Genomic DNA, 15,439 nt, shown 5'->3' with positions numbered 1-15,439 from the left:
AAGTGGCTCAATTTACTCTGCCGATGGTGGCTCAATTACGCCGCCACACACAATTTCTTTATTTCGTTTCCACTTTCGGTAGATTTTCATAAATAATAAGGTTATTTTCGTCATAGCAAACTTGGTAAAAAATTAAGAAATCATCTTACTGACATATTGTCTTTTTTCTTGGAATATGTCATTAACATAAAAGTAGTTATGAAACCGTTCTAAAAATTGTCCTACTTTTTACCACTCTATAAAGTTGTACTTTTCCCACAACTTTATCTTTCGAGAATGATGCTACTGACTATAATAACAGAAAGCCCAAGTGCATCGCTCTTGGGCTTTCTCGCTACTAAATCCACACAACTTTCGTCAAATGAATAAATTATTTGGCATATTTTCAAATTTTAAAGCATCTTTATCTAAAATTGTACCCACACTTACAAAAATGAACAATCACACCAATACTTTGCGGATTACTCGTAAACAATCCATTCAAACCAATGAGGTTTTATTTTTAGAAGCAAAAGCGAATTATACCATTATTCACCTTGTCGATGGCAAAAGTATTTTAGCGGCTACCACGCTCAAACGATTTGAAAATAAACTACCCAAAACCACTTTTTGCCGTCCTAACAAATCATTTATTATTCATCGGGACTTTATCGAAAGGGTTAATTATCAAGAAAAATCCATCATCTTGAAAAATGCTCTCATCATTCAAGCATCACGTAGAAAAGCACCACTAATATTAAAAATGGTTGACCCACTAAATAATCTCAATTAACCATCAATAACCTTTAAAGCACTACATTCCCATTCCAAAACCTTGCCCTCGCTCTTTTGTTTTTTTCTTCTGCTCCTCTTGGTCTAATTCATTCCCATCTAATTTTCTAACATTTCCACTTGCCTTTTGCCCTGCCATTGTCCCTGCTCCTAACCCTGTACTTTGTTCAGGTGTTTGGCTCACTGGTCGGCTTTGTTCGATTGATGGCGTAGCAGTATTAAGTAAAATTTGATATTGAACATCATGTTTGGACATAACCGTTTTAAACGATGAACGCTCAAAGACAAGACTATTTTTGTCTTGTCCCTCTGTCACTTTGATTCTTCGCTTGTTCAATTCTTCAATAAATTCTTTGCCACTTTTGGACACCTTTAACTGACTCGCTACCTCCTTATCTAATTTCAATGATTCCTCTAAAGCTATTTTTATTTTTTGCTGGGCTGCCAATTCCGCTGCTGCCTGCTCGGCTGCTGCTCGGTCTTCTCGTCTGCTCTGCTTAATTTCATAATCTTTGGGTTGGTTTAACCTTTCTAATTTCCGTTGGCTCGTTTCTTCGATATGTCTTTGCCTTGCCTTGGCTCTGTCCTCGCTTCGATTGTCATAAAATACGGCTTGTAAATCTTCCTTTCTATACTGCTTTTCTCCTACTCGAATACTGCCGTTTTCTTCTCCGTAATACCTGTTTTCTGTGGCACATATTTTAGACAAATGATGTAAGTTTTTGGCTCGTCCTATCAATTCATCGGCTCGTATTTTTTGTATGTCGTCATGCCCTGAGCGTATCGCCAATACTTCGGGACTGCTCGCCAATTTGACCTGCTTTTTCTCCTGGGCAAATCCATACTTTAAGTTGAGTGCAACCGCCCTTTCTGCGGTCTTGTTGTACTCTCGCCAATCGTTGTAAAGGGTGTGCTTATCGGTCGCTCGATTGAAGATAATATGTACGTGGTAATGCTTCGTATCTCGATGCCCAACGGCTATATATTGGGTTTGGTCTATCCCTGCATCTTTAATATAATCACTCGTTATTTGCTTGATTTTTTTAGGGTCTAAATCTACCATATCTGATGCCGAAAAATTTAAACTGTGGTGGCCGACATAGTGCTTGCGGTTCTCATTTCCGTACTGTTTATGGGCTTCGGCTTGGGAAATAAAATCCGCTTTCATTCGATTTCGACCTTTTAAATCTGCTGCATCTCTCGGTACTCGGATATTATCGGAATGGATAATTAACTCTTCTTTTTTGTCCTTGTGTTCGTCTAACCTACCTTCATAGATGTAGTTGATGGCATTGCCAAAACTTGAACCTTGTGGATGTGAGGTCGCTGTCATTGCTTGTACTTTTTTAATATTTCATCTATCGTATCTAAATATTCATCTATCTTTTTAACTTGATTACTCACCTCTTTCATGTTGAAATTATTAGCGAAGTAATTCAAGTTTTTAGCGATTTGATTCAAATTATTAGACAAACCGATTAACTGCTTTTTATCGGCTTGCTCTTCGGCACTAAACAAATTTGTCACCTTGCCTTTCAGAATTAACTCACGCCCCAACTGCGTAATCTTTAAGCCGACTCGTTCGGCCTTTGCTTCTAAAGCTTCATACTCTTGGGCAGTAAATCGGCACGTAAGTCGTTCACTTTTGCTTTGCTCGGCTTTGCTGGGTCTGCCTTTACTTCGTTTGATTGGTTCGGTTTTTTCCATATTTTTAAAGGGGTCAAGGGGTGAAACCCTTTGCAAGATAGGCCGCTTGCGGCTCGTTTTTTGCGTGCAAAAAACCTATCTTGCTTCACGCTACAAACTAACAAAAAAAGCATCAAAATTCCAAATTTTTAATAAATTATACAATATCATTAAATTATCATCACTTTATCATCAAAATACACTAAACCAATAAATTATCATCATATTATCACTACTATATCATAAAATAAACATCAAAACGTTTTTTATATCTCAATTTACTTGTATATTTGGCAAAACATCAATAATCTTGTGAAAAATGGGTATCGAAGAAATTAGACAGCGTAAAAATGAGGGTAAAAAAAAATGGGGTATATTCCTCGTTGCATTCATCAAACAAAATTTTGATGAAAATGCCCCCTATGATTTTATCGTCAAAGAACTCAATGATAAATATCAGATTGACTTGTCAACTCACGAACTAACCAATTTGATTTATTCAGTTAACAAGAAAAGTAAAAATAAACAAACTCTTGGTACTGGAGTAGTTCAAATACTAAAAAAGACTGGCAATAACACGGAGAAAATAGAAGAAAACAAAGTTGTACTAAACCAAGAAAAAGAAACGAATCATAATAATGACCTTTTAGATTTATTCGATAAAACATACACCAAAAATCAACCTATTGAAAAGTCAAAATCTAATCCTTTCAAAAAATAACGACCCTCAAACTAAGACTTAAAAGCCCGCTCGAAGGTCGCCCAAAATACAAGTTTCTCAACCGCATTTTATTTTCCAACATAAATGTAATTATTTCTAATGAAAAAAATCAAGTTAATCAATCAAAACAAGGGAGGACAAGGCAAGACGTTTTTAACTTCTCTCATCATTGCAAAGGAAAATCAGAACCAGTCTAACTTCATTGCGGTGGATGCTGATTCGGGTAATCGCTCACTTATTAAGAGGTTTGAAGGGACGCCACTGGCGGATAAAGTTATCGAGTTTTCCCTATTCAATGACAAAGAATCTGAAACCATTGATAAGACTTTATTTGAAGAATTATTTAACAACATTGCCGATGGAGACTACGAAAATATCTACATTGATTTAGGTGGTAATGAATCGCGTGAACTCCTTAAATTCTTTGAACTTATTGGGGTCGAAAGCATCAAAGAGTATTTCAATGAAATGGATTTTGAGGTCGAATTTTTTACCATTATTAGTGTTGGCGATAGGGATTGTATTGACCATTTAAACAAAGTCCAGAAGTCTTTAAAAAATGTTTTTACTAATGTCATTTTTATCAATGAAGGATTTATTAATCCTCGATTAGATACCGATAAAATCGAACTCATTGAAAAGTATGCAAAAGATAATAAAATAGAGCTGCGTTACTTTGGTAAAGCAGAAGGTTCGCTCAAAGATAAAATCAGCGATTATGTCCGCTCGGGATTCTCTACTTCTATTGGAATGTTTAAAGGACACTTCAATAAATTAATCGAACAAGTTAAAATATGAAGAACTACGGAGAACAAGCCAATCAACGGAGGCAAGAGGAACAAGTCAAAGAATTAGATAAACGATTGAACGAAATTGAAAATCTTGTTTTTGCCCATAGCAAAGAAAAGTTAGACCCATACACCAAAAGTATTTTGGTAGCACATTTGGCAGACAATCAAATCAATGCCGATGATATTAAAGCATATTTGGGCGTGAAGATTTCCCAAATTAAAACCCACAATTATAGCGGGTTAAGTCCTATGACGGCTTTCATGCTCCGATGGGGATGGTTTATTGGGGCTTTGCCAATGATGCTACTTTTATTAATGGCATGGTGGTTTGTAGATGTACGAAATAAGTATGATGTTGTTGAGCAAAAAAGCCTTGAGCAAGAAGCAATTGAAAAAGTAGTCAAATATGATAAAACTGAAAATCATTATTACATTGATGCCAAAGATTACACCGTAGAAAATGGCAAAAATGGAGGTTTTAAAGGTATCATTATTAAATCCAAAGCAAATGAAAACAACAACTAATCGAGCAACCATTAATAATCGTGTCCTTCTCGGCTCAATAGAGGTACTTAGAAAGGGCGAAGAAGTCGAAATAGTACAATCCACTCAAAAAAATTATTTAATCCGTAAAATCGGGCTTTTTGAGGTTTTTAGCATAACTAAAGAGAACATAACTATTTGTGAATAATAAAACGGGTCGCTTAGGGCGACCCGTTGCTTTTCTGCTATCTTATATTCTTTGAAGAATTAGGATTTGATAATTTCTATTTCTTTTCCTAATTTGATAAGAAAATAGGGCAACGAATTAAAAAACGTGTAATACTGACCTTTTTCCTACTTTTGTGAATCCTCTATTGATGGATATAGCATAGTGTCAAAAATCCCGAAAGCTTCTTTTGGGATTTTTTTTCTCGAAAGATAAATTTGTGTGGCTCTGCCCGCCCTAAATACCTTTTTTAAAGCGTGCCGAAGGACGCAAGCCACCATTTGAGCAGGGGAAAATTTGCGTAGAGTATGACTACTTTTTATATGGGTACAATTAAACATTTTGGTGTAATGTCACATACAAACACCATAAATCACTGATAATCAATAACTTAAAAACAAAAAATATAAATATATTAACTTCTCGATACAGATAAGATACTAATTATTTTAGTTAAATTGTTGATTATCAATAATTTATATCTCTTAGAATTAAATTGTGCTAACGAGCCACTAGGAAATTTTCATACAATCAACTCTCAATGACTATAAAAACAGGAAACTAATAACGTTAGCAAAACCAAATCAACTAAAAACTTAGTTCAAACCCCCAACCAGAGTTATTTGTCTTTTTTGATTTTTTCCTTTTTCGTTCTCGACGTATAAAAAATTGCGTGCGTTTTACGCTTCATAAACCACCCATTTTTTTTATTTTTCTATCAGTTGATAAAATTTAATCAATATCAATTGATTTGATTGTTTTTGATATTTTTTTTGATACAAATCACTGACAATCAAATGTTTAACATATTGTATTGTAACAAATTTGGGTAGGTTTTAACTACTTATTGTAACAAATTTGGGTAGGTATTGTAACAAATTTGGGTAAGTTTTAACTACTTATTGTAACAAATTTGGGTAGGTATTGTAACAAATTTGGGTAGGATAGAATATAAAATAACTTTTATAAATAACATTTACTTTTAAATGTTATTTTATTACTTTTGCAAAAAACAAATATGATGGAAGAAAAAAGTTTAGTCAGAATAAGTAACGTACTCAATCTTACTCGTCAAGAGTTTAGTGTGATGGAAAGGCATATTTTACATTGTGTGATTCACGAATTAAAAGTAAATCAAGGTTTTCATGTTAAGAATGTAGATGACTTAACTCCCATTATTATAAAGATTAATAGCGTCGATGTTCTTAGAAACTCGAAAAATATAAATGCTTTAAAAGAAGCTATTGAAAAAATCACTAAACGTAGTGTGTTTTTTGACTTTTCAAAAGATGGAGATTATTATTTTGGTTCTATTGCTCCATTTACATCTGCTAATTATATAGCCAAAAAAGGCAGTAAGGGAGAAATACAAATTGATATAAATTATAAGTGTAAAAAACTATTTTTAGAGTTGGCAGAAGGATATACTAATTTACTGTTAGATGCCATTTTAAGTCTTAAAAGCGAGTATTCCATTAGAATGTATGAACTTATGAGTATGTATCAAAATCAAGGCTCATGGAGTGTGAAATTAGACGATTTGAGAAGCTTAGTTGGTTTACAACCTCTTGAATACAAAAATTATGGAATGTTTGAAAAACGAATTTTAATCTACTCACAAAAAGAACTTTGGGAACACTGTGGGATATATTTTGAGTGGGCTATTGCTCAAAAGGAACGAAAAAAGATAACAGCCTTAACATTTACTATTAGAACCAAAGAGAAGCAAGAAAAGGTACAAATAAATGCCGATATTAAGACAACAATGGACTATATCGCTACCTTAACACCCAAAGATATTGCAGAAAAATCTCATATTTTAATGACTCAATACACGCTTTCAGCCGAACAAAAAGACTATATTTTATCTGACACAAACGTTTTTAATGAATTTATTAGAGTTCATGCTATCATTGAAAACATGATTGAAAGAGCAAAACCACCCAAAGACAGAACCAAGTATTTAGCTAAGTCTTTGGGGCTGGATAAAGTCAAGCTTTGATTTAGTCTATTATCTCCATAAATTCTATGGCATCTTTTTTTACAATTTTGTTATTATTTAAAATAATTCGTTTGTAATATACCTTACTTCTTATAAGATTTTTTTGCTCTAACTCTTTGGCTCTAATCCCCAAAGTATCCCATTTTTGGATTAGTGAATGTAACTCACAACCATACTTATTGATTTCTAATTTTTTATCATAGTCATTGTATTCATAGCATATTTTTTCCTTAGTTCCTGCTATAATTCCACCATATATTAAAGCATCTATTTGTCCTGACTGTGAAATAATTAGTGTATCATTCATCAAATTGATAAAACCTAAATATCCCTTTTTATATAACTTTACTCGCATTTGATGAGCAGTAATGAATGGTTTCCTTGCTTTATTATAAGTATCTATTCTTTTTGAAATCCTTTCAAATTTTGAACAGCTAATAAAAACAAACAATAGAAAAAAAGGTAAAATGTTTTTCATGCCAAATACTGTCAGTCTTATGCTAATTCATTTTATAAAATAAAAGACAGCTCCAAAGACTTAGCTAAGTCTTTGGAGCTGAAAAGTTTAATCTTGAAATTACAATATTCGTAAACTTAAACACAATTCTTCGGCTCTTAATGTATCTTGGGGGCTAACATTAGAATAGCCTATAAATGTATTTTAACATACTACTCTAATTTAATAATTTTCTTATTTTGATTCAAATAAACATTGTAATAATACTTATCTTTATTAAAAACCATATTTGTTCCTTTGTTTAAATTTGAATAAAATAGGTATGGGTTTTTATTTATAATTATAGTAAACTTTATCTTTTTAGCATCTATAATCATGGGTATTTTCTTTAAAACATTCCCCTTTTTATCACTTACATTTAATATGCCTTGTTGATAGGAAATATTATTACTATTAACAATTCCAATAATAGAATCTGTAATCATGATTTGATTTTCAACAATTAATGTATCATTTATTTCTAATGATACATTATCATTTTTAAAACCAGAACCAAAAAGCAGGTTAAAATTCGTGTTTTTTGAAACACTACAACTCATAGTTATTATAGATAATATGAGAAATTTAATTAAGTTTTTCATTTTTGTTTTCCTCTGTTTAGTGCTGGTATCTTATAAAGTCTATACATTTCTCTTACTTGAAACCCTTCTATTGAAGTTCCTGCTACTGGTTGTCCTTGTGAATTAACATCTTGGCCTTGATGCATTAAATTTCCAAAATAATCATTTGTGGTTAAAGGAACAATCTTTCCATTTTGTACTTCTGTTAATGATTTGATATGTCCTAAACCTGAACTATGCCCTAACTCGTGTGTTCCTGTTCTTGCATAATTTCCTCCTTTTTCGATATAGACAACATTTTGACCTACTGGACCATAACCTTCAATATTTCCTCCTGGTGGGTCTTGTTGCCCCACTGCCGTTGCTACATCATCCACAATTCTAAATGCGTGGTCGCTTGAACTAAGTGGATTTGTTGCTGATTCGACACTAATATTAGCAGTTGCCGTAAATTCTATATTTTTATCTTTTCCAGTAAAAGAATTAATAAATTGCTTAGAAATTTGATTAGCAATACTATTAAGTTGTTTGGAGCTTAATCCCTTAGTTGTATTATCAACCACTTTACCAGTAATGGTTATTTGATATAAATCTCTACCATTTTTTCCGCCTCCTTGAATTACATTTATACCTAAACTATCCCCATTAACATCAATAAATCTCATAGGATTATTAGCCGAATATTGGAATGTAGAAAGTCCAAAATATTTATCTGCAAATCTATCAACCCTGTCCATACGTCCAGTAGTTGGGTTGTATGTTCTTGCTCCTAAGTTAATCCTATTCAAACCAAACGTTTTTTCTGATTCCTTATTTTGGTACTCATGGCGGTTTATTACACCGTTGACTTGACCTGCTCCACGTAAAATCACGCCAAATGGGTCGAACGCTGTTTCTGAGGTCTTTATCAACTGGTTGCCGTCCGCTCTAAATGCTACTCGTGTATTGCCCAAATGGTCAGTATAGAAAAATTCATACACCCAAACACCATTTACATAAATAGCCCTGCCTTCGGGTGCAGCCATTTGGTAGGGTTGCCCATTTTTGTAAGTAATACCCCCAAACTCCCAATACTCTCCAGTTGAATACACCGTTTTGAGTAATGCCCCTGCTCCATCGTAAAAATGATTTATCTTTCTGCCATCGGTGAGCTGTACCTCTTTGGGTTGTTTCAGAAATGTATCATAAATAATCAACGAAATGCCCTCGTTTGCATCACTTTTTACACTCCCATCGGTATAATACGTATAATTTCCGCCACCTCTCGGCACTAAATCTACCTCGTTATCGGTTGCTGAAACCCCATCAGTTACTTGGTTCAATTTATTACCATCATAGGCATAATTGAGGTTATCCATTAAGCCAAAACCGCTACTGGTTTTACCGTTGCGTTGCATGGTTTTGATATTGCCGTTTTTATCATAAGTTAGTCCAGATAATGAATAATTTTCGTTGGCAAGTCCTGCAAAATTAGCCCCTGTCATGCGTTTTAGTGGGTCATAAGTCATATTGTAAGACCGTAAACCAATTACTTGATTTTGGTCGTTGGCACTCTGCCAATATTGCTTTCCTATATTCCCATCATAAAATCCGGCACTTTCATATTCCAATTTATAACTGAATAAATCGCCCTCGCTGGCTTTGGGTATGGCGTTGCCATTATTATCTAAGTTAATACCCAATAAACCACCCCTTAAATGCCAAGTGTAATTCATGGTTTGTAAACCATTGATATTCACTCCTTGTGAGGCGTTGGGGGTAATTTCAGCCCTATATTTTGTTAAGGCACTGGCTTTTATATCGGTGGTTGGCAAGAGCAGTACATATCTCCTTGCGAAATCTTCTGTATTAGGTTGGGTAACAATGCCTTGTGAGGGGCGTTCGATAAACTCCTTTGTACCACCTGCCACAAACGTATTATTCGGAAATATTTTCTTTTGACTTACTCGACCGATTTCGTCATAATCATTCTTTACAATCTCGATGGGTGTGGTATTAATACCATGAAACAGTTTTTTAACTCGTCCTACGTGGTCAAGTTCGTTTTGGCTCTGCTCGGTGGTGGCTATTCCTGCTTGGTTTTTATGTATTTTTTTCGTCTGAAGTATTTCTCCTGCGTGGTTATACTCGGTATCTAACATTTCAATCTGCCCATACACATTTTGCGAAAAAGTACGAATTACTCGCATTTTATTGTCATAATACAGCACCGTAGCCAACCAATTTCCACTTACATCACTACGGCTACGAGAACCCACCATCAGGCTCTGTGCTTCGGGGTGTTGAGCATGAAAAGCCGTGCCACCATCGGCAAAAGCCATGCCCGATGGTCGCCAATCGTTGTAATTATCGTAATAATTAACATGACGTATATCCGTATCCGAAAACAACTGCGGATAACTATTGGAATAAGAGTAAAACAAACCACCACTCACTCGACTTTCGTAACGGTCGCCACTCCATGCCCACGTTTCGGCTTCTAAGGCTGTCAATCCCCTATTTTCTGATTTCTCCCCTCGCATGATTTCTCGATTGAAAGCATCATATTTATAAAAAGACCATTTCCCAAACTCTCTTTGAATAGAGCTTTGCGACCATACCAATCTATCCCATTTATCATACACAAAATATTCATCGCCACTGGCTGGTACGTGCTTTAAGTGCATTCGTCCTCGATAGTCATATTCATACGAAAATATCCATCTCTGCCACTCGGTCGAATTCTTAGTGATACTGGAGTTCAATTCGTAGCCTTCGGGCTGTATAACGGCCAAAATACGCCCCATTCCATCATATAAATAATAAGTAGTGGCATAGCCGTTATTGTCTTGGAGTTGCTTTTGTACCAATCGCCCTCGTTTGTCGCTTATCTCGATGCTTGTATGCCCCTGCTCGTCAATGATGCGTTTTTTGTATAAACTATTATTGGGATAAGTGCCTGATAAGATAATATTTCCGCTTCCATCTAAATAGTAGTATCTAACGTCTGACCCTGCGGATTCATCAAAATTTTGCATTTTTTTATTAGCGGTTCGCCATGCGTTGCCCGCTCCGTACTGTTCACGGACACGATTGAGGGGCGAATTATCAAAAGCAGTAGTGGCTGTATAAGCATAAGAATCGCCATAAAATGAATTGGCTAAACTAAACGCATTGGCTTGGTATGTACCTGTATTATTAGTTGTGGGTGCTGGCAAAGCTGTGCGAATCACTCGCCCGAATTTGTCGAACTCCACCGTTCCACTTACGATGTCTTTATTGGTCGGTGATTGCTGGTAGCCTACCGTTTGCAAACCACGCCCCAAACCATCACTATAAGCAACCGTAATCACGGCTTTACTGGGGTCGCTTCCATCAGCTTCATTGGTCGTAGCTACCCTAAATTTGCTATGAATAATAGCGTTTTTGTCGCTTGGTATCGTTTGAGCAAACCCCAATAAAGGGATAAAAAACAGAAGTATTATATATCTTTTCATATCAAAAGGCGTTTCCATTGAGTGAAATATTAGTAAATGTGGTTTGATTCGCTGCTCCATAAGTAACCAAACCTATGAGATAGTTTGTGCCAAAATCAAGCGTAGTCGGGGCGTTTCCTGTGAGATTAAAATAGGCATTCCATTGGTTATTGGCTTCGGGGTTGCTGTCAGTGCTATAATACCCTTTGATGCTCGTCCCTGTCTTCACTACCTTAATCCATGTTTGATTGGCTGCCGAACCTGCAAAACTGTATAGTCCGCCTGTTCCGCCGTTGGTGTCTCGCTTTAACTCTCCTACATTTTCGTTGCCATCTTGAATAAGCGTGTAAAATTGGGCGTTAGAATTGGTATTACTTCTAATCATAATGCCTGAGCGTTGACCATTTAATACTGGCAAACTATTGATTTTGACAATCATCGTAAAATCGCCACTCATAGATTTGTAAATCCAGTGAAAACTATCATCCGAACCGCCCACATTTCCACTACCTTGTAGGGTTAATGCACCCGAATTATTTTGCGTACACCCACTGGCCGTGCCAATATCGGCACTACTCCAACCACTCGGCAAAACTGGAATAGTCAAACCACTTGATGCTGAACTGGTGCAACCATCAACCGTACAAGTGGCGGTGTAAGTGGTCGTTGTTTTGGTCGAAACGTTAATGCTCGCACCTGCCCCACCATTTGACCAATTGATAACACCTACACACCCCGAAGCCGCTAATGTGGCATCACACAAAGTAGATGAACTAATAGCAATACTTGGAGCATCGGGATTCGTACAACCTGTCGGGGCGGTCGTGGCATACACATAATTGTATAAATCGGTTAAATAACTACTGTGGTCTTTGATATTTTGTAAACGATTCAGTTTATCATACGTAAAACGGCTCACCAAACCATTAGGAGAAACGATGCCACTTAAACCAACCTGTGGGCGATAACTGTACCATGAAACAAAAGCATTGGGCAAAGCACTACGTAAACTTTGCAACTGGCTTAACTGCCCCGATGAAAGCTCCGTTGAACTCATGCCCGTTGCTGTAATCCCTGCGGTGCTTAATCCTGCATCTGTTTGGCTCTTGGTGGCGTTCTTGATTTCTGCTAACAATAACGCATCATTATACCCCCAAACCAACGAAATCGGCATATCATCAACCACATACCCCAAAGGATTGCCGTTATTGGCATAATCCGTAAAAGCTACCCGCTTTTCTAATATACCACCTTTGGGTGCAGACCATAATTCTTTCAACAAAATATTATTACTAAATCCCCTTGGGTTACTTCCAGAAAAGAAATCAAATACCCTTTTCTCTTTGTAAATCATACTTATGTTACCCGAAATTGTTTCTTTTATCTCTGTTTCTAAAGCTTGGCTTCGCTGATTTCTTGTAAGCATTTCTTGCACAACAGCATCAGAAGTATATGAAGCATCAGACGGATAAATAAATGATTCTGTTCGACTAATACCTGTTTGGCTATCGCTCGTTTGGGTTTGTGCCAAATACAATTCATTGGTATAGGTATTCGTTTGCGTGGTTGAAACATTATCTACTTCATTGGTACTACTATTTACTAAATTGATACCTGTATGGTAATTAACTGATGAATAAACCATTTCAGGGAAATATCCATTAATACCAACTGCCGATTGTACAAAAGTAGTCGGGCATGGATTTGTACTTCTTGGTATAGACCCCTCAAATACATTGGGCGTTTTTACGAATGCCCCTGCGGTGCGTGTACTGGCAAGTAATTCTTGGTACTGATTATTAACCAACCCCACGATATTATTACTGGCATCATACGTGGTTTTAGTCAATAAATTACCTCTTTTCCAAGGCTGTACATCTCTTGATGAATAGGTAGGGGCGTTTACTATCAAATCTTGTCGAAAATCAAATGTATAAACATTTTTGCCATTTTTAGTGGGGTCGCTGGCATCCTCAAAATACTCCGTAACGTTGGTATAATACACTGGAGCGGCATCCATTGTATTCAAATCAACTGCCCCACCACTTTGAGTAAAGGATGCTTGGGTAGCACTTCCTACGTCTGTTCCTCCTGCATCACTATACAAAAGTGTTTGTAGGTTCGGAACGCTTGCACTCGCTGGTGTCCAGTTGGTTGTCAATCGTCCAAGCCCCGCTCCTGCATCTGAACTATATTCATAACGTTTCATAAAACTACTGCCACCTGTTACGCTCTTGATGCTCTTTACTCGCAAACCTCCTGCAAATAATTCGTTTGTTCCATCATGGTATTTGTTGGTTTCGTAGTCAAATTCGGTATAGCCTTTGGTTGGAAAAGTGATACGTTTCAAAACGCCCTCTTTCATATAAGTATCCACCGTTGAACGGTCGGCTGCCCCTCCTACAATCGAAATGCCTTGATAACTACCCACGGGTATTAAATGCGTATTGGGTTTGCCATTATAGTAACCAAAAAAATCTTTCTTCTCATTATCAGTGGCATCATTCCATGAAATCGTATTACTCCAGTAATCAAAAACATATTCTTCTACTTTGCTATTCAATTCGTCTGTAATCGTTACTTTATCTAATTTTAAACGAATACCCGAAAAATAAGAATAAGTAAATTTAACTACCTTTATCAAGATTTTAACACCATTTTCGTAGGTATAAACATTGATTTGCTTCAAATATCGGCTATTAGTCAAATCTTGTCTTTCTCCTGCATTAGACTGGATAAATTCTACTTCTCCATTCGTATAAGTAATTTTATAGGGATTTTTCTGCGTGATGCTTGTGCTTACATTGGTATAAGCAGGAATAGATGACCCACTATTCGTATAATGACCCGAAGCATTTAAAAGCATGCTACTAACCCATTGTCTTTCGGTCAAATCTTGACTTCCGCCACTTTGGTAAGAATAGTTAATGACATCGTCCGAATTAGCCGAACGAACCTGCGTAACTAACCAACTGCTAATATAATTTTGGGTGCTACTGCCACTGACTACATTTTGGCTCTCCCCTTCTCCGAAAGTATAAGCAACCCCATCATCTCCGATAAGATAAAAAGTATTAATCGTTGGACTGCCTGAATAAGCAATTTGTATCGGATGATTCGGAATTTTGAAAGGACTATTGCCGTTTTGTCCCAAAAGAAATTTACCACTTTTAGAAGGAATACTATATGAAAAAATGTCGGGCTGTGTATCTAATGGACTTAAAACGGCAATGGCTGCCTGTCCATAATTAAAATCAGCACTATTGTTGCAAAAATCTCTTGACACCGTTATAGGGTTCGTTAAATAACTTCCACCATCTCTATCATCTTTTGCTCCTTGTACCGTTCGATTGAGGGATGCTCCTATATCCAATGACCAACCCCAACCAACCCACGAGGCTTGTTCATTCATTTTAAACCCTCCTGTATGACAACTCAAAGTAATAGGCATGGATAGGCTACCATTCTGTACTGTAAATAAAGAGATAGGAATACTGGTAATACCTGTGGCTGGATTCACTTGATAATCTCCAAACTTTTGAGAACTCCATGCGTTCGGAGAAAGGGGAGCATACTGAGGTAAAAACTTCTTGGCTCGCTCGTCTGCTTCTGACAAAACCTTTTGAGGAATTTTGAGTGTGTCGGGTTTAGGTTTATTGACTTGTGCGGTAATTTTAAAGCAGCCAAAAGTAAAACCCAAAATAATAAATATCTTTCTCATAGAAAGAGGGGTTAAAGGTGAAAAAAATGTAAAATTTTTCTTTTTGGGTTAGATGCAAAGCACGGAGTTATTTAGTAATACACCAAATCAAGCCGTTTTTATTTATTTTTCGGTATTTCCTTCCATTTAGACACAAAAAAAGCGTGAATCGTCACCAACTCCGCCTCAAGGCTTCGGCAAGCCCACCAAACAAAGTTAAGCAACGCCCACGCTATGCGTAGGCGTTTCACTTGAACTTTCTGTTTGGTTAAAATTTGCCGAATTTTGAAGCAGAAAATTTGCAAAACGCAAAATCAATATGTTAAAATGTCGTTTCTCTTATAGGCTTTTGATTATGTTTGAACAAAAATAAATATTCTATGGAATGATTGTATTTAAAAATCTATTTATTGATTTTTCGGTATTTCTAAAACCTACTTTTTCCACCCTTTCAGTAAAGCAGCCATTTCTTTGAGAAAAGCAGACCAAATTGAGCCATAGTCGGCAGAGCAAACTGAGCCACTTTC

At 36.2% G+C, this 15,439-nt stretch carries 12 protein-coding genes; 6 read left to right on the top strand and 6 right to left on the bottom strand.

The features are described 5' to 3' along the window. The first annotated feature begins 433 nt into the window (after positions 1-433). Positions 434-772, top strand: coding sequence for a LytR/AlgR family response regulator transcription factor (locus ACOVO2_RS25345; RefSeq protein WP_421772661.1), 339 nt, complete (start codon positions 434-436; stop codon positions 770-772). 21 nt (positions 773-793) lie between these two features. Here ACOVO2_RS25345 and ACOVO2_RS25340 read toward each other — a convergent pair whose 3' ends face one another. Both ACOVO2_RS25340 and ACOVO2_RS25335 read right to left on the bottom strand, forming a co-directional pair. After that, a complete protein-coding gene (locus ACOVO2_RS25340; protein ID WP_421772660.1) occupies positions 794-2,104 on the bottom strand; it encodes a relaxase/mobilization nuclease domain-containing protein in 1,311 nt (436 codons plus the stop codon). Then, positions 2,101-2,478, bottom strand: a complete 378-nt coding sequence (locus tag ACOVO2_RS25335) for a plasmid mobilization protein (RefSeq protein WP_421772659.1) — start codon at positions 2,476-2,478, stop codon at positions 2,101-2,103. Before ACOVO2_RS25335 ends, ACOVO2_RS25340 begins: the two co-directional genes overlap by 4 nt. A gap of 298 nt (positions 2,479-2,776) precedes the next feature. Between ACOVO2_RS25335 and ACOVO2_RS25330 the strand changes: the two genes are divergently transcribed. The 5 genes from ACOVO2_RS25330 (at position 2,777) to ACOVO2_RS25310 (ending at position 6,680) form a co-directional block, all read left to right on the top strand. Beyond that, the gene (locus ACOVO2_RS25330; protein WP_421772658.1) at positions 2,777-3,178 is read left to right on the top strand and encodes a hypothetical protein; all 402 of its coding nucleotides are present in this window, start codon (positions 2,777-2,779) and stop codon (positions 3,176-3,178) included. 99 nt (positions 3,179-3,277) lie between these two features. Beyond that, entirely contained in the window at positions 3,278-3,976 is a 699-nt protein-coding gene (locus ACOVO2_RS25325) for a hypothetical protein (RefSeq protein WP_421772657.1), read from the top strand. Then, positions 3,973-4,494 (top strand): hypothetical protein, encoded by a 522-nt coding sequence (locus tag ACOVO2_RS25320; RefSeq protein ID WP_421772656.1) that lies wholly within the window; start codon positions 3,973-3,975, stop codon positions 4,492-4,494. The genes ACOVO2_RS25325 and ACOVO2_RS25320 overlap by 4 nt, the downstream gene beginning before the upstream one ends. After that, on the top strand, positions 4,478-4,660 hold the full coding sequence (locus ACOVO2_RS25315) for a hypothetical protein (protein ID WP_421772655.1): 183 nt from the start codon (positions 4,478-4,480) through the stop codon (positions 4,658-4,660). Before ACOVO2_RS25320 ends, ACOVO2_RS25315 begins: the two co-directional genes overlap by 17 nt. A gap of 1,036 nt (positions 4,661-5,696) precedes the next feature. Further along, complete coding sequence (locus ACOVO2_RS25310) at positions 5,697-6,680, top strand: replication initiation protein (RefSeq protein ID WP_421772654.1); 984 nt, start codon at positions 5,697-5,699, stop codon at positions 6,678-6,680. A gap of 1 nt (position 6,681) precedes the next feature. Here the strand turns inward: ACOVO2_RS25310 and ACOVO2_RS25305 are convergent, their stop codons facing one another. The 4 genes from ACOVO2_RS25305 to ACOVO2_RS25290 form a co-directional block, all read right to left on the bottom strand. Beyond that, a complete protein-coding gene (locus ACOVO2_RS25305; protein ID WP_421772653.1) occupies positions 6,682-7,158 on the bottom strand; it encodes a hypothetical protein in 477 nt (158 codons plus the stop codon). Between the two features lie 191 nt (positions 7,159-7,349). Then, complete coding sequence (locus ACOVO2_RS25300) at positions 7,350-7,778, bottom strand: hypothetical protein (protein WP_421772652.1); 429 nt, start codon at positions 7,776-7,778, stop codon at positions 7,350-7,352. Further along, on the bottom strand, positions 7,775-11,233 hold the full coding sequence (locus ACOVO2_RS25295) for a DUF6443 domain-containing protein (RefSeq protein ID WP_421772651.1): 3,459 nt from the start codon (positions 11,231-11,233) through the stop codon (positions 7,775-7,777). The genes ACOVO2_RS25300 and ACOVO2_RS25295 overlap by 4 nt, the downstream gene beginning before the upstream one ends. A 1-nt stretch (position 11,234) precedes the next feature. Beyond that, the gene (locus ACOVO2_RS25290) at positions 11,235-14,933 is read right to left on the bottom strand and encodes a hypothetical protein (protein ID WP_421772650.1); all 3,699 of its coding nucleotides are present in this window, start codon (positions 14,931-14,933) and stop codon (positions 11,235-11,237) included. Positions 14,934-15,439 lie beyond the last annotated feature (506 nt).

The organism is Emticicia sp. (assembly GCF_049241225.1).
Taxonomy (GTDB): domain Bacteria; phylum Bacteroidota; class Bacteroidia; order Cytophagales; family Spirosomataceae; genus Emticicia.
Note: the sequence above shows the minus strand (reverse complement) of the source record. Positions and strands in the feature narration are given on the sequence as shown.